Origin of the sequence: Vibrio qinghaiensis, assembly GCF_002257545.1 — a bacterium.
In the GTDB taxonomy this organism is placed as follows: domain Bacteria; phylum Pseudomonadota; class Gammaproteobacteria; order Enterobacterales; family Vibrionaceae; genus Vibrio; species Vibrio ordalii.
The window spans coordinates 2,803,927-2,825,158 of record NZ_CP022741.1; the positions used below are offsets into that span (position 1 = coordinate 2,803,927).

At 45.0% G+C, this 21,232-nt stretch carries 20 protein-coding genes; 5 read left to right on the forward strand and 15 right to left on the reverse strand.

Annotated elements, in window-relative coordinates:
* Positions 1-395: 395 nt before the first annotated feature.
* The 3 genes from spfP to hemB all read right to left on the reverse strand — a co-directional run bounded on the left by spfP (position 396) and on the right by hemB (position 5,214).
* The gene (gene spfP, locus CCZ37_RS19735) at positions 396-443 is read right to left on the reverse strand and encodes a small protein SpfP (protein WP_438356636.1); all 48 of its coding nucleotides are present in this window, start codon (positions 441-443) and stop codon (positions 396-398) included.
* A gap of 194 nt (positions 444-637) precedes the next feature.
* Positions 638-3,436 (reverse strand): DNA polymerase I, encoded by a 2,799-nt coding sequence (gene polA / locus CCZ37_RS12990; protein ID WP_094500858.1) that lies wholly within the window; start codon positions 3,434-3,436, stop codon positions 638-640.
* Between the two features lie 731 nt (positions 3,437-4,167).
* Positions 4,168-5,214, reverse strand: coding sequence for a porphobilinogen synthase (gene hemB, locus CCZ37_RS12995; RefSeq protein WP_094500742.1), 1,047 nt, complete (start codon positions 5,212-5,214; stop codon positions 4,168-4,170).
* Between the two features lie 188 nt (positions 5,215-5,402).
* Between hemB and CCZ37_RS13000 the strand changes: the two genes are divergently transcribed.
* On the forward strand, positions 5,403-6,164 hold the full coding sequence (locus CCZ37_RS13000; RefSeq protein ID WP_094500743.1) for a TatD family hydrolase: 762 nt from the start codon (positions 5,403-5,405) through the stop codon (positions 6,162-6,164).
* A 280-nt stretch (positions 6,165-6,444) separates the two neighbouring features.
* On the opposite strand, the gene tatC is transcribed toward CCZ37_RS13000, so the two are convergent.
* Genes tatC through rmuC form a run of 7 tightly spaced genes read right to left on the reverse strand, consistent with a single transcriptional unit; the run spans position 6,445 to position 12,579 of the window.
* Positions 6,445-7,197: a twin-arginine translocase subunit TatC gene (gene tatC / locus CCZ37_RS13010; protein ID WP_010319843.1), complete on the reverse strand. Its 753-nt coding sequence runs from the start codon at positions 7,195-7,197 to the stop codon at positions 6,445-6,447.
* 60 nt (positions 7,198-7,257) lie between these two features.
* A complete protein-coding gene (tatB, locus tag CCZ37_RS13015) occupies positions 7,258-7,665 on the reverse strand; it encodes a Sec-independent protein translocase protein TatB (RefSeq protein WP_094500744.1) in 408 nt (135 codons plus the stop codon).
* 3 nt (positions 7,666-7,668) lie between these two features.
* A complete protein-coding gene (tatA, locus tag CCZ37_RS13020; protein WP_010319841.1) occupies positions 7,669-7,905 on the reverse strand; it encodes a Sec-independent protein translocase subunit TatA in 237 nt (78 codons plus the stop codon).
* Between the two features lie 51 nt (positions 7,906-7,956).
* A complete protein-coding gene (ubiB, locus tag CCZ37_RS13025; protein WP_094500745.1) occupies positions 7,957-9,591 on the reverse strand; it encodes a ubiquinone biosynthesis regulatory protein kinase UbiB in 1,635 nt (544 codons plus the stop codon).
* Positions 9,588-10,193: a ubiquinone biosynthesis accessory factor UbiJ gene (locus tag CCZ37_RS13030; RefSeq protein ID WP_094500746.1), complete on the reverse strand. Its 606-nt coding sequence runs from the start codon at positions 10,191-10,193 to the stop codon at positions 9,588-9,590. Before CCZ37_RS13030 ends, ubiB begins: the two co-directional genes overlap by 4 nt.
* A gap of 9 nt (positions 10,194-10,202) precedes the next feature.
* Positions 10,203-10,985: a bifunctional demethylmenaquinone methyltransferase/2-methoxy-6-polyprenyl-1,4-benzoquinol methylase UbiE gene (gene ubiE, locus CCZ37_RS13035; protein ID WP_010319838.1), complete on the reverse strand. Its 783-nt coding sequence runs from the start codon at positions 10,983-10,985 to the stop codon at positions 10,203-10,205.
* A 49-nt stretch (positions 10,986-11,034) separates the two neighbouring features.
* Complete coding sequence (rmuC, locus tag CCZ37_RS13040) at positions 11,035-12,579, reverse strand: DNA recombination protein RmuC (RefSeq protein ID WP_094500747.1); 1,545 nt, start codon at positions 12,577-12,579, stop codon at positions 11,035-11,037.
* A 140-nt stretch (positions 12,580-12,719) separates the two neighbouring features.
* Between rmuC and CCZ37_RS13045 the strand changes: the two genes are divergently transcribed.
* Both CCZ37_RS13045 and CCZ37_RS13050 read left to right on the forward strand, forming a co-directional pair.
* Positions 12,720-13,625, forward strand: a complete 906-nt coding sequence (locus tag CCZ37_RS13045; protein WP_094500748.1) for a DMT family transporter — start codon at positions 12,720-12,722, stop codon at positions 13,623-13,625.
* A gap of 80 nt (positions 13,626-13,705) precedes the next feature.
* The gene (locus CCZ37_RS13050) at positions 13,706-15,772 is read left to right on the forward strand and encodes a sensor domain-containing protein (protein WP_094500749.1); all 2,067 of its coding nucleotides are present in this window, start codon (positions 13,706-13,708) and stop codon (positions 15,770-15,772) included.
* A gap of 40 nt (positions 15,773-15,812) precedes the next feature.
* On the opposite strand, the gene CCZ37_RS13055 is transcribed toward CCZ37_RS13050, so the two are convergent.
* From CCZ37_RS13055 to ftnA, 4 genes are all read right to left on the reverse strand, one after another.
* Positions 15,813-17,000, reverse strand: coding sequence for a BaiN/RdsA family NAD(P)/FAD-dependent oxidoreductase (locus tag CCZ37_RS13055; protein WP_094500750.1), 1,188 nt, complete (start codon positions 16,998-17,000; stop codon positions 15,813-15,815).
* 142 nt (positions 17,001-17,142) lie between these two features.
* Entirely contained in the window at positions 17,143-17,964 is an 822-nt protein-coding gene (locus CCZ37_RS13060) for an HDOD domain-containing protein (RefSeq protein ID WP_094500751.1), read from the reverse strand.
* 146 nt (positions 17,965-18,110) lie between these two features.
* A complete protein-coding gene (uspB, locus tag CCZ37_RS13065; RefSeq protein WP_094500752.1) occupies positions 18,111-18,434 on the reverse strand; it encodes a universal stress protein UspB in 324 nt (107 codons plus the stop codon).
* 70 nt (positions 18,435-18,504) lie between these two features.
* Positions 18,505-19,032, reverse strand: a complete 528-nt coding sequence (gene ftnA / locus CCZ37_RS13070; RefSeq protein ID WP_013855622.1) for a non-heme ferritin — start codon at positions 19,030-19,032, stop codon at positions 18,505-18,507.
* 154 nt (positions 19,033-19,186) lie between these two features.
* Here ftnA and CCZ37_RS13075 point away from each other — a divergent pair, with 154 nt between their 5' ends.
* Both CCZ37_RS13075 and CCZ37_RS13080 read left to right on the forward strand, forming a co-directional pair.
* On the forward strand, positions 19,187-19,612 hold the full coding sequence (locus CCZ37_RS13075) for a universal stress protein (RefSeq protein WP_010319581.1): 426 nt from the start codon (positions 19,187-19,189) through the stop codon (positions 19,610-19,612).
* A gap of 56 nt (positions 19,613-19,668) precedes the next feature.
* Complete coding sequence (locus CCZ37_RS13080; protein WP_094145081.1) at positions 19,669-20,544, forward strand: carboxylate/amino acid/amine transporter; 876 nt, start codon at positions 19,669-19,671, stop codon at positions 20,542-20,544.
* Positions 20,545-20,751: 207 nt separating this feature from the next.
* Here CCZ37_RS13080 and CCZ37_RS13085 read toward each other — a convergent pair whose 3' ends face one another.
* The gene (locus CCZ37_RS13085; protein WP_094500753.1) at positions 20,752-21,198 is read right to left on the reverse strand and encodes a hypothetical protein; all 447 of its coding nucleotides are present in this window, start codon (positions 21,196-21,198) and stop codon (positions 20,752-20,754) included.
* Positions 21,199-21,232: the final 34 nt, after the last annotated feature.

The window sequence follows — 21,232 nt, forward strand, 5'->3', positions numbered from 1 at the left end:
TGGGGCAACGGGAGAGAAGTAGGAGGTAATTTATTATTGTTTTGCTAAGCATTCCTTAATCCCCGCAATTTTTCAATAGGTCAAAGAGTCATCAATTCACTACCCCACCGAACACTCCTCTGGCTCACCGCAATAAAATCAATATAACATAATGAATATTAATGAGATTTAAACATATTCTTTGTCTTTGAGGTGAACTTGATTTCTCATTAGAAATAATCAAAATGTGACTGTCAGCCAGTTACAGAATCGGGTGTTCATTAGATAAATAAAGTAACTACTCAGTAATAGAATGGTGTGTTTTTATCGACTATATTTTCGTAAAAAACGGTGGTGAATATTTTCTTTGGCCCAATAAAAAACGCCCCAGTCAAATACTGACTGGGGCGGCTGAATCAGCCTAATCCAATAACGTGAAACAAAAGGTCTGAAAGATAGAACATCTTACCTCTGTACCCTACGAGAGTTAATGTATAACAAATGGTCAGAAATGAAAACTATTTTTGTAGTTTTTTTTCATGAAAACTTTATTAAACAACACAAAATTTAAGATCAAGAACACTTGTTTCTAGGCCATAAAAAAGCCGACATTTGTGCGACAGCTCACACAAACCAGCTAATTATGCTTAAAAAACAACTAATGCGCCTGATCCCAGTTGTCTCCATGACCAGTATCCGCGACCAATGGCACCGCTAGCGTTACTGCTGATTCCATCAATTGTTGTACTTTAATTTCAATTTCGGCTAAAGCCGTCTCTTGCACCTCAAGCACCAGTTCATCGTGCACTTGCATCAAGAGTTTAACGCGTCCCTGTCCATGCTCCTCAATCCAAGCATCGACTAATAGCATCGCTTTTTTGATGATATCCGCCGCCGTACCTTGCATTGGAGCATTGATAGCGGCACGTTCGGCCGCTTTGCGACGCATCCCATTACGCGATTTAATTTCAGGCAGATGCAAACGACGACCAAATAAAGTTTCAACATAGCCAAGTTCGCTAGCCGTAGAGCGTGTATCTTCCATGTATTGCATCACGCCAGGATAACGCTCAAAGTATTTATCCATATATTCTTGGGCTTCATAACGAGGAATGCCGAGCTGCTTGGCTAAACCAAAGGCGCTCATCCCGTAAATCAAACCAAAGTTAACCGCTTTCGCACGGCGACGCTGCTCACTGCTGACTTGCTCAATACTCACTCCAAGAATTTCAGCCGCGGTTGCCGCATGGATATCTTTCCCTTGCTGGAATGCTTCAAGCAGCGCTTTATCGCCGGACAAGTGCGCCATAATGCGCAGCTCAATTTGCGAGTAATCGATAGCCAGAATTTTCCAGCCATGAGGAGCGATAAAGGCTTGACGGATCCGGCGTCCTTCTTCGTTACGGATCGGAATGTTTTGCAAATTTGGATCGGTTGAAGACAAACGACCAGTGGCGGTTACAGCTTGGTGATACGAGGTATGCACTCGCCCTGTGGTTGGGTTGATCATTTTAGGCAGTTTATCGGTATAGGTTGATTTCAACTTAGCTAAACCACGATGTTCAATGATCACTTTAGGCAGAGGATAGCCGTCGAGTGCCAACTCTTGCAGTACTTCTTCATTGGTGGAAGGTGTTCCTGTTGGCGTTTTCTTAATCACCGGTAGCCCCATCTGCTCAAACAAAATGGTTTGCAGCTGTTTTGGTGAGCTTAGGTTGAAAGGTTGACCCGCGATATCAAACGCTTGCTGTTCTAGTTGCTCTAAACGAGCAGCGATTTCATGCGATTGCGCGCCAAGCAACATATCATCGATCATCACGCCTGTGCGTTCCATACGTGATAACACGGGAACAAGAGGTACTTCTATCTGTTGGTAGATGCGATTGAGCTTCTCATCTTGCTCAATATGACTCATCAAACGGTGATGAAGTCGCAAAGTCACATCAGCATCTTCCGCAGCGTACGGTGCCGCTTGCTCAAGTTCGATTTGGTTGAAGGTCAGCTGGTTTTTACCTTTGCCCGCCACCTGTTCAAATGAAATACAGCTGTGTTGCAAGAATCGTAGCGCCAAACTGTCCATATCATGTTTGCCACCGACGCTGTTGTACACATAAGATGCGAGCATCGTATCGTGCTTGATGCCTTTCATATTGATACCGTAACGCGCAACAATGCTGGCATCGTATTTTAGGTTCTGCCCCACTTTGGCTTGGCTTTCATCTTCTAAAATGGGTTTAAGTTGGGCGAGTACCCAATCACGGTCCAGTTGCTTTGGTGCGTCAAGATAGTCATGCGCAACAGGAACATACGCTGCAACGCCCTCTTCGATTGCAAAAGAGAGGCCAACTAAATTCGCTACCATATAATCGAGGCTGTCGGTTTCCGTATCAAACGCAAACACTTCTGCCGCTTTCAGTTTTTCTAACCAAGTATTAAATGTCTCTTCATCTAAAATGGTTTGATATTGGCTGCGATCAATCGTGGCGGCGGTTGTATCCATCTCCCTTGCTTGTGAAGAAGAAGAAGAAGAGTTTACCGCACCCACTTTTTCATCAGCGTCAATCACCCCATTTCCCCCATCCAGCAATTCCGTTAACCAGGATTTAAACGTGAGCTGACCATAAAGTTTAATCAACTCATCGATATTAGGTTGGGTTTTGAACAAGGTTTCTGGTTTTTCTTCCAGCGCTACATCCAACTTGATGGTGGCCAATTGATAAGAGAGAAATGCGTTTTCACGATTATCCGCCAGTTTTTGCGCCATAGTTTTAGAACCACGGAAGCCCAGTAGCGCAATTTTTTCGAGGTTATCGTAAATTTGCTCTAGGCTGCCAATGCCTTGCAGCAACGCAATCGCCGTTTTCTCACCGACACCCGGTACACCAGGAATGTTATCGACTTTATCGCCCATCAAAGCCAGATAGTCGATGATAAGCTCGGGAGGGATACCGAATTTTTCAATCACCCCTTCACGGTCAAGTACCACATTCGTCATGGTATTGATCAAGGTGACATTCTCATCCACCAGCTGTGCCATGTCTTTATCACCAGTGCTGATCAGCACTGGCATGCCTGCTTGCGATGCTTGAGAGGCTAGCGTACCAATCACGTCATCGGCTTCGACACCTTCAATCGATATCAGCGGTAGCCCCATCGCACGGATAACATTGTGCAACGGCTCAATCTGACAACGTAGATCATCAGGCATTGGTGGACGGTTAGCTTTGTATTGTGGGTACATATCATCGCGGAAGGTTTTTCCTTTCGCGTCAAAAATAACCACCATACGCTCAGCGGAAAACTGGCGCATCATGCTACGGAGCATATTGACCACGCCATAGACAGCATTAGTTGGAATTTCGCCATTACTCATGGTGCCTGGGTAGGCATGAAATGCACGGTAAAGGTAAGAAGAGCCATCAATCAGAATGAACGGGTTGTCAGGTATGCGAGCCATAGTCTTTTGCAATCCAAAGCGAGTACGAAATGTAATGACTAAGGATGCCATGACTGTCTTGAGGATTCCACGCCAATGCACCTTGAGCAACGAAACATTTTGCTGATTTGTCCACCAGCGCAAATGACACTCTGTGGATAACTCTGTTTATAGTTTTTATCCACTGGTTATTAAACGGTGATTAACGCGGAAAACAACAATATTAACTCATTGTTTATAAACAAATAAAACAAAGATCGAACATTCCTATCATGATCTTTTCACGATCATGGATTGTGGAAAAGACTATCGATGACCTTTTATTCACAGCAAAAGCATCCTCTTGAAAATGAGCGATAAAAAAAGCGACACCCGAGGATGTCGCCTAGCAAAAACAGGTAAAACTAAGTGAAGTGATTCATTCAGCCTTACGATAAAGCTATAAATTACACTGGAAGCAATGTGAGCAATGTCGTGTCAAAAAGAACTCGTGCAAGTTCGGCCAATTGGTCTTGTAACTTTTAACACCTAGCAATTCGTTAATCGTACACTCGACGCCCTTGTGAACTTCTTCATTCCCTAAGACATAGTTGATAATAATGATTCTCATTTAATTATCAAGCCCTAAATGAGAAAAAATCTCATTTATTTTCTAATCATGCTAAAAAAAACTGCCCATCGATTTCATGAGAAATTTTTTATTTTATTTTCAAATAGATAGGAAAAACCGCTCACCTACCTAAATTCATAACTTAGTTATCCTGATGTAAATATTGTGCCGCTTTGGCGTTATCTTCTGCCAGCCACTGTGCAACGTCTTTCGCAAAATAGGTTAAAATTCCGTCTGCCCCAGCGCGTTTAAAGCACAATAATGACTCCATTACGGTTTCACGCTCTTTAAGCCAACCATTTAAAATGGCCGCTTTATGCATCGCATATTCGCCAGACACTTGGTACGCAAACGTAGGAACTTGTAATTCGGATTTCACGCGGCGCACCACATCAAGGTATGGCATGCCGGGCTTCACCATCACCATGTCAGCCCCTTCATTGATATCCATCGCCACTTCGTGAATGGCTTCATCGCTGTTGGCCGGATCCATCTGATAGTTTTTCTTATTGCCCCCTTTCAGGTTTGAAGAAGAACCAACCGCATCGCGGAATGGACCGTAATAACATGACGCATATTTCGCAGAGTAAGCCATGATCTGTGTATGAATAAAACCCGCCTCTTCAAGCGCTTCGCGGATCTTACCAATTCGTCCATCCATCATATCGGAAGGGGCAACCACATCGGCACCGGCTGCAGCGTGAGACAGCGCTTGTTTGATCAACACCTCGGTGGTCTCATCATTCATCACATAGCCACTGTCATCGATGATGCCATCTTGGCCATGGGTCGTGAAAGGATCCAGCGCAACGTCGGTAATGACACCCATTTGTGGTATATGCTCTTTTAATAATTTCACCGCACGTTGCACTAAGCCGTCAGGATTATGCGCTTCAGCAGCACACAAACTTTTAGCATCTTGATTAACCACTGGAAAAAGTGCGATGGCTGGCACGCCGAGATTAGCCAAATACAGCGCTTCTTCGAGCATTAAGTCGATAGAGAGACGCTCAATACCGGGCATAGACTCCACTGGCTCGCGGCGATCTTTACCCATCAAAATAAACATGGGATAAATTAAATCATTAACCGATAACTGATTCTCAGCCATCAAACGGCGGCTAAAATCATGCTTGCGTAGGCGACGCATGCGACGCCCTGGGAACTGACCTTGAATGGATACTGACACTCTCTTCTCCTTGTTTATACGCGGTGTGAGAAAGCACTCTTTCTTCACTACCGCTATCGCTCAAGTGTGGCGAAATCATATCACTCTCGCTTTTTGACGCTAGCGCCAATCGACAAAAATCAGAAAAATGACCTCAGGCTCACACTTCCGTATACTGTTCTCCCATTCGCTGTTTATCGAGACTCACCATGATTGACACTCACGCTCACATTTATGCCACTGAATTTGATCACGATCGAGATGAGGTCGTACAACGCGCTAAAGCGCAAGGCATTGAGGCTATTTTGTTGCCCAATATCGATCTTGCCTCCATTGAGCCTATGCTTAAAACAGAAGCGGCTTACCCTGAACTTTGCCGATCGATGATGGGGCTGCACCCATGCCATGTGGATGGAAATGTGAAGCAAACGCTAGCGGTTATAGAATCTTGGCTAGATAAACACCCTTTTATCGCCATTGGTGAAATTGGCATTGATCTGTATTGGGACAAAACCTTTCAGGCCGAACAAGAGATGGCTTTCGTCACTCAACTTAATTGGGCCAAAGAGCGCAATTTGCCTGTTGTCATCCACACCCGTGATTCCATCACTCAAACTCTACAACTGCTGGAAAAAGAGCAAGATGGCTCACTTAGCGGTGTATTCCACTGTTTTGGCGGCACGCTTGAAGAAGCTAAAGCAATTAATGAGCTAGGGTTTCATCTTGGGATTGGTGGTGTATCAACGTTTAAAAATGGTGGCATGGATAAAGTATTACCGCATCTCGATATGAACTTTGTTCTGCTAGAAACAGATTGTCCCTATTTAGCCCCTGTCCCTCACAGAGGTAAGCGCAACGAACCAGCTTACACAACGCTAGTTGCCAAACGCATCGCAGAACTCACCGAACTCTCGTTGGTTGAAGTGAATAACATTACAAACACTAATGCTAACTCACTGTTTAAATTGTAATGTACAGAACTACAGACAGGACGAAACATTGATTAATGTGATGCCAATCACAAAATCAACCATGTAAACACTATAGTATGCGGCAAAATTTTAACACATAAACGTGGCTAATATGTGTGAACATGGTAATCACTTACAACGTCAACATCGAACCTTCTGGCAAAAACTGCTGGGCATCAAGGAAGTCTATCGATGCTCTCAGTGCGGTTATCTTTTGAAGATTAAATAGTCCACTATCATAGGTACAAAAAAAGCGGCTATTCGCCGCTTTTTTCATGTATTAATGACTTTCATCTTCCGGCTCTTCCTCATCTTTGCGCACATAAAAACGAGCAAAGAAAAGTCCAACCTCAAACAATAAACACATCGGAATGGCGAGCAAGGTTTGCGACACCATATCAGGCGGCGTCAGTAACATACCCACCACAAATGCCCCAACCACGATATAAGGCCTTTTCTCACTCAAGGTTTTCGGCGTCGTCGCCCCCGTCCAACACAGTAAAATGATGGCGACGGGAACCTCAAAGGCGATACCAAAAGCAAAAAAGAGCGCAAGCACAAAATCGAGATAACTGGCAATGTCCGTTGCAAACTCAACACCGCCTAAAGAGATGGCCGTAAAAAAGCCAAACACCAGTGGAAATACCACAAAGTACGCAAACGCCACACCGCAATAGAACAACAACGAGCTTGAAAACATCAATGGCATGACTAAACGGCGTTCATGCTTATACAAACCTGGAGCGACAAAGGCCCAGATTTGATAAAGGATAAAAGGCACCGCGAGAAAAGCGGACGCAATCAAAGTAAGTTTGAGTGGCGTGAAAAAGGGCGAGGCAACATCGGTCGCAATCATCGTCGCCCCTTCAGGCAAACGCTCAACCAATGGTTTGGAGACAAAATCGTAGATGTCGCTAGAGAAATAGACTAAGCCGATAAAAATCACGATCACCGCAGCTATTGAACGCAATAAACGATCGCGTAGCTCTAGCAAGTGACTGATTAAAGGCTGTGTCTGCTCAACGGAAGACATATCGAACCTCGTATAAATAGAGCATAAGAGGAGGAGTTACAGTGGTAGCAATAACTCCTCCTACAGAGATGAGTCGGCTTTCTTATCGGCCGTTTCAGGCGACGAAATCGTTGTAGCGGGAATCACTTCAACGCTTTGTTCATCGTACTCTGTTTTTGTTTCAGAGGGCGATGAGTTCGCATAAGGGCGTTGTACATCTTGCGCAGCCTGCTTGAGCTGATCCACAGAAGATTTCAGCTCTGGAGATAAATTTTCCATCCCCATTTGCTCTGCTTTACGCAAGTTTTCTTGCAGCTCTTGAATTTTGAGCTCATGTGCTAATTCATCTTTGACACTGTTCGCCATGTTCTTTGCCGTGCTAACAAATTTTGCCACACTGCGAATAGCATGAGGTAAACGCTCAGGGCCAAGAACGACCAACGCGACAACCGATATTAATACCAGCTCCCAGAAACCGATATCAAACACGTATTAGGCCTGCTCTTTATCTTTTTTAGTTTCAGCAGTCGCTTCTGTCTTCTGCTGCTCGATATTTTTAGGTTCAAAATCTGCGTCTTTCTTGGCAGGCTCTTCATCACTCATCGCCTTTTTGAACCCCTTAACCGCACCACCGAGATCGCTACCGATACCACGCAGTTTCTTGGTTCCAAATAGTAATACAACAATCACGGCAATAATTAGAAGTTGCCAAATACTGATACCACCCATTCTCTACACCTCAGGAATTTCTCAACAAATTGATTTCAAATAAAAGACAGCTTAACGACGGTAAGCACTCCAACTGAGTAGCCAAAATACAACACCTGCAATCGCACTGGTTATTGCAAACGGCTGATAAGCACTGGTCACTAATATCGCCGAGCATACGACCAAAGTGGCGCCAATACCAAATAAAAACTTTCCAGTTGTCTGCTGGCGTTTACTTTTTCGATAACCTTGGTACAGCTGATCCAACCTTTGGTTGATTGCTTTACCTTGTTTGAGGCTATCGTATAGCAGCTCTGGCAATTCAGGTAATTTTTCAGCCCAAAGCGGAGCTCGCTCTTTCACTGCACGGATAAACGCTTGCGGCCCAACTTGGTTCATCATCCATTTTTCTAAAAATGGTTTAGCGGTTTGCCACAAATCCAATTGAGGATAAAGCTGACGCCCTAACCCTTCGACATACAATAACGTTTTTTGCAGCAAGACCAATTGCGGCTGCACTTCCATATTGAAGCGACGAGCCGTGTTAAACAAGTTTAGCAACACGTGACCAAATGAGATTTCGCACAATGGCTTGGCAAAAATTGGCTCACAGACCACGCGAATAGCAAACTCAAATTCATCGATGTTGGTTTCACGTGGAACCCAACCAGAATCAACGTGCAATTGTGCCACTCGGCGGTAATCTCGGTTGAAAAAAGCTAAGAAGTTTTCGGCTAAATAACGTTTATCTTCACTGTTTAAGGTACCGACAATACCACAATCTAAGCCAATCCATTGTGGATTGTCAGGATGCGCGGGATTAACAAAGACATTGCCCGGGTGCATATCGGCATGGAAAAAACTGTCGCGGAACACTTGGGTAAAGAATACGCTCACTCCGCGTTCAGCAAGCAACTTCATATTAGTGCCGTTGGCCGCTAAACCTTCAATATCAGAAACTTGAATGCCGTATATTCGCTCAGAAACCATGACAGTTTCATTACTAAAGTCAGGAATTATCTCTGGAATGTATAACTCTTCACTATTTTCAAAGTTACGACGCAGTTGAATGGCGTTGGCGGCTTCTCGGCGTAGGTCGAGTTCAGCAAGCAGAGTTTTTTCATATTCACGCACCACTTCAACGGGCTTCAGTCGCCTTGCTTCAGGTAATGCTTTGGCAACAATTTTCGCCATGCGATACATGAGTTTGATATCGGCATCAATCACTGGCCGAATATCTGGCCGAATCACCTTGAGTACGATTTCCCGGCCAGATGATTTGAGTTTGGCGGTATGGACTTGAGCAATCGACGCCGAAGCAAGCGGTTCAATATCAAATTCATCAAACCAAGTTTCTAAAGCGCCGCCCAGCGCTTTTTCCATCTGAGTTTTAGCAAGTACACCATCAAACGGAGCGACTTTATCTTGCAGTAACGCAAGTTGGTCTGCGATGTGAGGTGGAAACAGGTCACGCCGCGTTGACATCATCTGACCAAACTTAATCCATACTGGGCCAAGCTCTTGCAAGGCTAAGCGCAAGCGCTCACCTAGTGGTTTGTCCGCATGCTGATTTTTAATCCAAAACAATCCTTTGCGCGCTAATATTGGCGCTTTAGTAAGTTGATGTTCTGGCAACAATTCATCTAGACCATATTCCAATTGTACCTTGATAATTCGGTACAACCGCTTGAGTTCAGTTGGCGTCATGCTTGCTCCAACAAGTGTTGAATTTTGGCTTCGATACGCGCCGCTTGGCTACTAAGATCATCCACTTGGTCACAAAAATAGGCCACCTCGAGCGAGCTGGGCAATAAACGCCACTCTTCCGTTAACACTTGGCTGAGATGGTTCTGATACTTAGTTTGTTGTGATTGCAGCGCTTGGCCGATGTCTTTCACACCCTGCACTAAGGCGTGAGCCAGCACATCGCCCGTCAGGCGTGACAACCACTCTTCAACATCCGGTTTGCAATCAGTGATCAGCTGAGCAAATTTTTGCGCCAGTTGAATATCGCCCTCCAGCACCAACTTATCTTGTTTGATCAGTTGGGTGATGTTCGCTTGCTCGCGTAGCTCGGGCAAAATGGAAACATTGAGCGACAAATAGCAATTCGACTCGCCTTCGTAAGCCGCTAACACATCAATTTGCTGGCTAAAAATGAAGGTCAGCGTTTTATTGAACTCTTTGAGATGCACTTGGATGACTTGCCCTTTCAGGCGCGATAATCGGCGCACCAATTCAGGGTCGTCTTGAATTAAGGTGTTGAGTGTGGTCTCAATCGCAGCGGTGACTAAAGGCTCAAACGGCATGCTTAATCCTTAGAATTTGTAACCACGGTGCAGCGCAACAATACCGCCCGTTAAGTTGTAGTAACTCGTTTGCTCAAAACCAACCTGATCCATCATCCCTTTTAAGGTTTCTTGATCGGGATGCATGCGGATAGATTCCGCAAGATAGCGGTAGCTGTCGGCATCATTGGCAATGATTTGGCCCATTTTCGGCAAGAGATGGAACGAATACGCATCGTATACTTTGGATAATGGCTCAAGCACTGGCTTGGAGAACTCAAGTACCAACAAACGGCCACCCGGTTTTAAAACGCGGAACATCGAGCTCAGCGCTTTATCTTTGTCCGTCACATTACGCAGGCAAAAACTGATGGTAATGCAGTCGAAATAGTTATCAGGAAAAGGCAGTTCTTCGGCATTGGCTTGCACGTAATGTACGTTGCCCACTACACCTTTATCACGCAATTTATCGCGTCCGACATTGAGCATCGAGTTGTTGATATCAGCCAGAATAACATGACCTTTTTCGCCCACAATGCGTGAAAATTTGGCGGTGAGATCGCCCGTACCACCACCAAGATCCAAAATACGTTGGCCCGGGCGAGCGCCACTGCAATCAATGGTAAAACGCTTCCATAAGCGATGAATACCACCAGACATCAGGTCATTCATCATGTCGTATTTGGCCGCAACCGAGTGAAAAACTTGCGCGACTTTGGCGACTTTTTCTTCTTTCGCTACGGTTTCAAAACCAAAGTGAGTGGTATTTTGTGTCTCTAATGCTGTTTTTGATTGCACGCTGGTATCCGTCATGAAGGTTCCTCTTGGGCAGCACTGTGTTGTTAAAGGCGACTGCGAGCGATCAGTTTACTTTATCCTCAGCGTGATGTCTTTCTACTAAAGGTGCATTTTCCACCGCACTGTCTGCCCATGCCTCATTTTGTGCTTGTTCGACCCATTCACTGTTTATGGAACGTTTTATCTCGACGCCAAGTTGTTTAAAACTTTCGGCTTGACGCAGTGCGTTGCCACGCCCTGTCGCGAGCTTATTCATCGCCCCTTGATAGTTTTGGTTTGCACGGTCTAACGCGCCGCCCAGCCCTTCCATATCCTCCATAAACAAGCGTAATTTATCGTACAATTTGCTGGCCCGCTCAGCGATCAACTTCGCGTTCTGGTTTTGTCGATCATTGCGCCATAAATTATCGATCGTACGCAGCGCAACCAACAAGGTGGTTGGGCTAACCAGCAAAATATTTTGCTCCATCGCCTCTTTTACCAAGCTGGGATCAGCTTGAATCGCCACTTGGAATGCAGGTTCGACGGGAATAAACATCAGCACGTAATCCAAACTTTGTAGCCCTTTGAGCTGATGATAATCTTTCTGACCGAGTCCTTTTATATGGGCGCGCAGTGCAAGTAAATGCTCACTTAATGCGCGGGCACGTTCTGTTTCAGTTTGAGCATGGAAATAACGCTCATAAGCCACCAGCGCCATTTTCGAGTCAATCACCACCTGTTTGTCGTGTGGCAAATTGACGATCACATCCGGTTGATAGCGCTTACCCGCCTCGTTTTGCAAACTGACTTGAGTGTGATATTCGTGCCCTTCACGCAGGCCTGATTCGGTCAGCACCCGCGCGAGAACCACTTCACCCCAATTGCCTTGCTGTTTATTGTCACCTTTCAGCGCTTGGGTCAAATTGAGTGCCTCTTGCGCCATCTGTTCATTGAGGCGTTGTAAGTTTTTCAATTCATGAACCAACGTATGGCGCTCTTTCGCTTCATGATTGAAGCTGTCATTGACCTGCTTTTTAAACCCTTCGAGCTGCTCTTTCAGTGGAGAAAGTAGCCCTTCCAAACTTTGACGGTTCTGCTGATCAACTTTCGCGGTTTTGACTTCAAATAACTGATTAGCTAGCTGCTCAAACTGCTGCTTTAGGCGTTCCTCTGCGTGTTCAAGTAACTGTAGTTTTTCTTGGCTCGATTGAATTTGCTGTTCATGCCGCGCTTCTTGCTCACGCAGTTGAGCCTCAAGTTGTGATTTCTGCTCACGCAGAGCGTGCGCATCTTCCATGCTCTGTTGCCGCTCTTGCTTGACCACTTCGAAATAGCGCAACTTTTCCATCGCGGCCATGAATTTCCCGTGCGATTGCTTAAGCTCAAATGCGGCTTTATCTCGTTCTTCATCCAGCTCATCTAGCTCTTGTCGCGCCTGCTGCAAAGCTTGTTTGAGTTCGATTATCTGCTGCTGATGATGGGCTTGATGAGTCTCTAACTGCTGTTGTAATAACTCACTTTTCAAATTGAGCTTCTGCTTAACCCACCAGCCAGCCACTGAGCCGCTCAGCACGGCGCTGCTTAACGTTGAAAGCACTAACGCTTGATTTTCGATAATCCATTGCATGATAACGGGTTAACTCATTTTATCAGTCATGGACAAATGGTATTTCGATACTGGATAAATGTCCAGTTTGTACAAGTTAACAGCAAACTATAGACTTGCGCCGCTGAACACTATTTCAACAATTATTCTAACGAGGATTCATGGACGAACGACGCGCACTCGGCTTTGGCTTATCTGCCGTATTATTGTGGTCAACGGTTGCCACGGCTTTCAAACTTACGCTGGCTGAATTAACGCCGATCCAGATGCTCACGGTTGCGAGTGCTGTCTCTGGCTGCGTACTGCTGGGCATTTGCGCGCTGCAAGGCAAGCTCAACCAAGTGGTGAATACCTTTCTCGCTAATCCTTGGTATTACTTGTTATTGGGCTTAATTAACCCTCTCGCATACTACCTCATTCTGTTTAAGGCCTACTCACTGCTGCCCGCCTCTCAAGCGCAAGCAATCAACTACAGTTGGGCCATCACCCTGACACTGATGGCCGCTGTATTTTTAGGACAAACCATTCGTAAACAAGATTGGATAGCGTGTGCACTGAGCTATTTTGGTGTGGTGGTTATCGCGACTAAGGGTGATATTTTAGCCATGCAGTTTGATAGCCCGCTGGGTGTTGGGCTAGCGCTTTTATCCACTTTGCTTTGGGCAGGATACTGGATTTTAAATACCAAAAACCAAGCGGATCCTGTTGTTGGCGTACTACTCGGCTTCTTAGTCGCGACTCCGCTTGCTTTTGTGCTTAGTTATTATGAAGGAGCACAATGGCAGCACATTAGCCTTCAAGGATGGGCAGCTGTCACTTATGTCGGCTTGTTTGAAATGGGGATCACCTTTGTTTTGTGGCTAAGCGCTCTCAAACTGACGCAAAACACCGCACGCATCAGCAACCTAATCTTTGCCTCCCCATTTATCTCGCTCATTCTGCTAGCAACGATTATCGGGGAAGCCATTCACCCGACAACGCTAATCGGTTTGATATTTATTATGTTGGGATTATTAGTACAGCAAATGAAGCAAAAAAAAACACTGCCAACCCTCAATGAAGGCTAAATTGTGGCTCTGTTGCGCTGTTCAGCTCTGCTATACTGATACACTGCGATAGCTATCGCACTAAGTAACGAAGTGTGACGATGATGAATAAAAAACCTAACAACCAGCTCCCGAGCTTACAGGAATTTTTAGACAGTCTTGATGAGCATGTTTGGTTAAAAGATCTGAACGGCGTGTATGTACTGTGTAACAAGGCTGTAGAACAAGCTTGGAACAAAAAAAAGTCACACATTGTAGGCAGCACGGATGAGCAACTTTTTGACGCTGAACTTGCTCAGAAATTCATCGAAGCAGATCAATGGGTTGTAGACCAAAAACGACCTTTAGTAACCGACCGCTGCTCACAACTTACCTCCAACGAACAACAGCACTGGTACGAAACAAGCAAATCCCCGGTTTATTCTACTGATGGGCATACCTTGCTTGGCGTGCTCGGCATGACTAGAGATATCTCCCGCTATCACCAAATCGAAAACCAACTCAACCTCACCACACAAATATTTAATCATTCACGTGAAGGTGTCGTGATCACGGATGCACAAGGCAACATTATCAGCGTCAATGTTGCCTTTAGTGCCATTACGGGGTACCAAGCAGAAGAAGTACTAGGTAACAATCCGCGCATTCTACAGTCGGGTTATCATGATGCCTCCTTTTACCAGCAGATATGGCAAACCATCCGCGATAAAAAGCCGTGGAAAGGTGAATTTGTTAATCGCCGCAAAAACGGTAGCCTCTATCCTCAGTTATCGACCATTACTCCGGTATTTGATAATGAACTAGAAGTGGTCAATTACATTTGTGTTTTTGAAGATATTTCCCTTCGCCGCGAGCACGAAGAAACCATCAAACAGTTGGCGCATTTTGATGTATTGACGACGCTACCCAACCGAACAACCGCTCTACGAGAAATGGCAGTACAAATCAAACATAGCCAAAAAATTGGGGAGTCATTCGCCATACTGTTTTTAGATATCGACCACTTTAAGCATATTAATGACAGCTTTGGCCATTATAGTGGCGATCAGGCACTTATTGAGATTGCCAATCGCCTCAAAACCTGCTTGACCGATACGGATCACCTTGCACGAATTGGTAGTGATGAATTTGTAATATTATTAACCCACCTTGCTCAAGATAGTCACTTAAGCCCCATTATCTCTAAGATTTTTTCGATTTTTGAACAGAATATTGTGCTCGGGGAAGAGTCATTACGTTTATCGACAAGTATCGGTGTGGCAATCTACCCACAAGATGGTGAGACACCAGAAGCATTATTAAAAAATGCTGACACAGCCATGGATCAAGCGAAAAAAAATGGCCGCAATGGTTATGCGTTCTACTCACCAGAACTGACTGACATAGCCTTAACGCAAATCCGCTTGCAATCAGCACTATACCAAGCGCTGGAGCATGACCAATTTTATCTCGTCTATCAGCCCCAATTTGAACTAAGCAGTAACAAATTGCTCGGTTTTGAAGCCCTGATTCGTTGGCAACACCCTCAGCTTGGTCAAGTTTCTCCCGCCGAATTTATTCCGATTGCCGAAAAATCTGGCCTCATTACTTCAATTGGAGAGTGGGTACTGCGTACGGCTTGCGAACAAGGAAAAAAATGGTTCGATGATGGGTATCATATCGATACTTTGGCTATTAATATTTCAACCATTCAGCTTAAGCAAGCTGACTTTCTCAGTAAACTGAAGGCAATTTTAGCGCACTCACAATTTTCCGCATGCAAGTTAGAACTCGAGATCACTGAAGGCTTTCTAATTGAAAACCAACAAAAAGCGATTCATGACCTGCAAAAAATTGTCGAACAAGGCATTCGTATCGCATTAGATGATTTTGGAACGGGCTACTCATCACTATCGTATTTAAAAGGCTTACCGCTGCAGAAGCTTAAAATTGATCGCTCCTTTATTCACGACATACCCGACAACTCGGAAAGTAACGCCATTGTTGCCGCCGTTGTCGCCATGGGAAAAAGCCTGTCACTCAACATTACAGCCGAAGGCATTGAAGATGAAAAGCAACGTCATTACCTTAACAGCATTGGTTGCCAATTCGGTCAAGGCTATTATTTAGGCAGGCCGGTTGGTGTTAAAGAAGCAACCGAGTTACTAAAGCAGCACCAAAACCCATAATGGGAGTATTTTAGTACCATAAGGACCAAGGTGTGCTGAATTACACCCACTGCCCGGCGACATAGCCGCTTGACCAACACCACTGGAAATTATAGCCGCCAAGCCAGCCCGTCACATCCATTACCTCACCAATAAAATAGAGGCCCGGAACCGATTTGCATTCCATGGTTTTCGATGAGAGGCAATCGGTGTCTACGCCACCTAATGTGACTTCGGCTGTGCGATAACCTTCAGTACCATTGGGAAGAATCGGCCAATGTTGTAAGTCGTGTGCGATAGCGGTTATTTCGTGTGGGTTTAACTGTTTGAGCGGTTTATCGACAAAAGCTTTGCGCTCAATCAGCACTTCAACCAAACGCTTAGGCAGTACTTTCGCGAGTGTGTTTTTTAAGCTTTGATTTGGGTGTGCTTCACGTGATTCATTCAATAGCCGCTCGATGTCTACTTCCGGCACTAAGTTGATACTGACCTTCTGCCCCGCTTTCCAGTAAGAAGAAATTTGCAACACCGCCGGACCAGATAAACCACGATGAGTAAACAGCAGTGCTTCTTTAAACACTGTGCCATCTTCAGTAGTGATTTCAGTTGGAATGGCAATGCCGGCCAGTTCGGCGAAATCTTCTTTATCTTGTTTATGCAGTGTAAAAGGCACGAGCCCGGCCGTGGTTGGGATCACCGCCAGTCCAAACTGCTCTGCAATTTTATAACCAAAAGGAGTCGCACCAAGCTTGGGCATCGACAAGCCGCCCGTTGCGACTACCAATGACTGGCACTCGATCGGCCCGTCATTGGTGGTGAGCTGAAAGCCGTTTGGCACCTTATCTATCGATTGAATCTCGACTTGATAACGCAGCTTGACCGTCGGTAAATCGCACTCTTTTAGCAACATATTGACGATGTCCTTCGCCGAATCAAGGCAAAAGAGCTGGCCATGATCGCGCTCTTCAAACGCAATATTGTATTTACTGACCAGCGAGATAAAGTCCCACTGGCTGTACTGCGATAACGCTGATTTAACGAAATGGGGATTGCGGCATAAATAGTTGGCGGCCGATAGTTCATAATTGGTGAAATTACAGCGACCGCCACCTGAGATCAAAATTTTACGGCCAGGCTTTTTGGCATGATCGAGAACGCATACGCTGCGCCCACGCAGGCCAGCTTGCGCGGCGCACATTAGCCCGGCGGCGCCAGCACCAATAACGACAACATCAAACGACTGACTCATGCTTTCACCTTCATTTAACTAGACGCACACGCACCTAATGACAAACAAAAAGGATGCAGCGCTGGTGGCGTACATCCTTATCAATGGGGGACATTTTAACGACTAATTGAGTGAAGACAAGGTTAATCCACCAGCGACGGTATTAGACGAGCTGCTCGGCAAGCTCACGCCCTTTTCCGCGAACGGCGTCGATGGTTTCAGCAAATGTGGCAGAGATTGCCAGCACACGAGCATCGGAGTGCTCAGCCAGAAATAAGCGTTTTTCTTTTTCGGTCAGAATATCCCATTGATGGTGAATATCACGGGCAAAATGCAAGACACGGGCGAGTTTTGGTGAAAGCTGCGCTTTTTCTGGCTGGGCAGAATAGGCGATCGCATCGACCATCTCATCAGGAAACTTCCACGCTTTGGCTAATTTTGCTCCCAAAACATTTGCATCGGTATCAATTATTTGATGTTGGGCTTGTAATTCACTTTCACCAGCATTAACACAAAGACGAATTTTCAACGCCTCTTGAGGCGCTAATGTGTGGATCATCAATTGACCAATGTTGTGCAAAATACCGGTAGTAAAGACGCTATTGGTATCGAGTTTACAGGCCGCACCTAGCTTGCTGGCGATAATAGCAATCTCAAAGGTATCGGACCAATATTGCTGCAGATCCAAGGTGTCAATTTTAGGAAAAGCACTGGATAATACCGATGCTACCACCATCGTTTGCACCGAACCACTTCCCACGCGGATCACCGCATCGTTAATAGAAGAAACCGTCCTGCTTCCGCCAAAATGTGCTGAGTTTGCTAGGCGAAGCAGCCGTGCACTCAACACTTGTTCCATGGCGATTTTTTTTGTAAGTGAACCAAAATCGACCTCTTCCTTATTCACCATCTCCAGCAGTTCTTGCAACACTTGTTGAATACGAGGTAACTCATTCAAACGTACGAGCAGAGCTTTTTCATCCATTATGTTTCTCCTTTTGGATTGCTCTTGCTAATAATAGTCGTCGTGCGATTAAGATGCATGAGAGTAAAGAAATAAGTCGATGACTTTATACAGACGATAAAAAAGGAGCACGATAGCTCCTTTAATCAATGCCATGACAAGCTCAGTTATACGATACAAGCCGCGAAGGTCGTCACCGCCAGCAGTGACATTGACAAGATAAACAGCGCTCTAACGCGATCGCACTTGCCCGTAAATAGCGTATCGTGGTGATGGTGATACTCTTTACTTTTCAAATAGTGGAAAAGACGAACCTGCTTGGTGACATTACCGTGAGTGGTAAAAAAGCCACCGCCATCCACTTGTTGATAAAGCAATGGATGAGCTTCACGCATGATGTAAATAAGTGAGCGTAGCGCAGTAAGATACCTGACCAGGTTAACCCCAGTGACCAGCATTAGCGCAAATAAAATTGTATCCCCAGTGATCATCTTTTCCTCCCTACACCTTTGCATAGAACCCAAAGAAAAAGACGATCGCTTCATACTCTTTCTGCTGCGATTACACAGCTTGGGTATCCATTACAGAAGATGAGCCGGCTTTTGCCATTGCGGCTAGGTCTTTGTCGATGAAGAACAGCGCTTTACCATCATCACCCACAAGCTCTAGCTTATCTAAAATCCCTTTAAACAACTTCTCTTCTTCATGTTGCTCCGCAACGTACCACTGAAGGAAGTTAAACGTTGAGTAGTCTTGAGATGTGAACGCCGCATGAGCGAGTTTATTAATCTGCTGAGTAATCATCTGCTCATGTTGATAAGTTTCGCGAAACACTTCACCAAGGCTCGTAAACTTATGTTTTGGCGCTGCGATCGCACCAAGGATAGGCAGTGCACCCGTTTCACTCACGTAGGTGAATAAACGCTGCATGTGCTGCATTTCTTCTACGGCATGAGCGCGTAAAAACTCGGCAGCACCTTCAAATCCTTTATCTTCACACCAAGCACTCATTTGTAAGTATAGATTGGATGAAAAAAATTCCAGATTAATTTGTTCATTCAGTTTTTCAACCATAGCTTGTGACAACATGTCGACTCCTAGTTTATGTAACGATTTGAATTGACTATACCATGAACCTCACCATAACACTTTGAGTCAGGTATGCGGATATGAGATCACGACAACAAAAAACTCTCGGCCTCAGTGCTAATCTTTAATCAGTACCCCATCAGGAGATAATACGATGAGTTATCAACATATTTTGGTTGCCATTGATCTTTCAGAAGACAGTAAACTCTTAGTCGACAAAGCCGTTGCTCTGGCAAAACCACTCGATGCTGACGTTTCTTTCATTCACATTGATGTCAACTATGCCGAGCTGTATACCGGACTCATTGATATCAATTTAGCAGAAACTCAACATCACGCGATGGAAGCGTCACAAAAACAGCTGCAAGCCTTAGCGGAACACGCGCAATACCCTATCCGCCATACACTAGTAGGCAGCGGTGACCTCAGTAATGAGCTATGCGAAACTATCGCTGAATTCAGTGTAGATTTGGTGGTCTGCGGTCATCATCAAGATTTTTGGAGCAAGTTACTCTCATCCACTCGGCAACTGATTAACTGTTCGCCAGTCGACATGCTTGTAATACCACTTCACGACTGACGACAAGCCAAAACTCGGTTAGACTGCGGGTTATTTACTGTTCAGCGTTGTTTGTTATGGCCTATCTCTCCGCAGTCACCCTACTTTGGGCATTTTCATTTAGCTTGATCGGCGTTTATCTCGCCGGTCAAGTTGATTCTTGGTTCGCGGTTTGGATGCGCGTTGCATTAGCGAGCTTAGTATTTCTACCTTTGATCAGGTTTAAAACCGTTCCCGCTCCGTTGATCGCTAAGTTGATGACCATTGGTGGAATTCAACTGGGCCTGATGTACTGTTTCTACTATCAATCATTTTTACTGCTATCGGTTCCTGAAGTTTTGCTGTTTACGGTGTTTACGCCAATCTACGTCACGCTGATCTACGATCTACTGAAAGGCCGCTTTTCTCCGTGGTACTTAGTGACGGCGGCCATTGCCGTAATCGGTGCCGTTTTTATTAAATTTGCGGCAATAAACGAGCACTTTTTGCTGGGTTTTTTGGTGGTGCAAGGGGCTAACCTCTGTTTTGCTATCGGCCAAGTGGCTTATAAATACGTCATGGAAAAAGAGACCATCGCTTTAGCGCAACACAGTGTATTCGGTTACTTCTACTTAGGAGCATTGGTGGTGGCAAGCGTGGCATTTTTGCTGTTTGGTAATAGTGAAAAACTGCCCACGACCTCTCTGCAATGGGGTATTTTGATCTACTTAGGGGTAATTGCTTCTGGGCTTGGTTACTTTGTGTGGAACAAAGGAGCCTGTTTAGTCAATGCCGGCGCACTAGCGATTATGAATAATGCGCTGGTTCCCGCCGGATTAGTGGTGAACATTCTGATTTGGAATCGCGACGTAGATTTAATGCGCCTTGCAATTGGCGGCGTGATCATTTTGCTCTCACTGTGGGTCAATGAAGCTTGGGTAAAACACAAAGTCGCTGCCAGCCGTACTCATTGAATCAGGTTGAACGCTGAAAACAACAAAGCCCGCTATCATCGCGGGCTTTGTTGTTGAAAAAGAGGCTTAACGTGGCTCGGGTTAACTCACCATCTGTTTTCAGTAAACCATCCGTTTTCAGTAAACCATCTATTTTTAGTAAACTATCTGTTTTCAGTAAACCATCTATTTTTAGTAAACCATCTATTTTTAGTAAACTATCTGTTTTTAGTGAATCTGCCGTTGTAGTGAACGTTCACTAACCGCAGAAATTCGTTGATTCACATCGGCAAACGTTACTTGTAATGTCGGGTGTTTCTTTAACAGTTTTTGCTGCTGTTTCAGCACTTTCTCTAACTTCTTCAGTACTTTTTTCTGTTTTTTTAACGCTTTCTTGCTCTGTTTTTCCGATCGCTTGGCGACCTTTTTACCTTTGTCCGTCATGCCATTTGACGTACCAGAGCGCAGTTGTTTCTTCCCTTCCGAAACAAGCTTTGTCGATGCACTCGGAATAGCAGCAGGCTTACACAGCGTGTTTTTATCCGATGATGAACGAGCACATGAGCGACAAAGAAATTTTGGCGCAGCCACAATCTGATGGATATCCCCAAGCTGGCTAGTAATATCGTGTCGGTTCAATTTGCATAAACGCTTATTCATGTACACCTTAATCACGAATAGGAATAATTATTAGTTAGATATACAATTC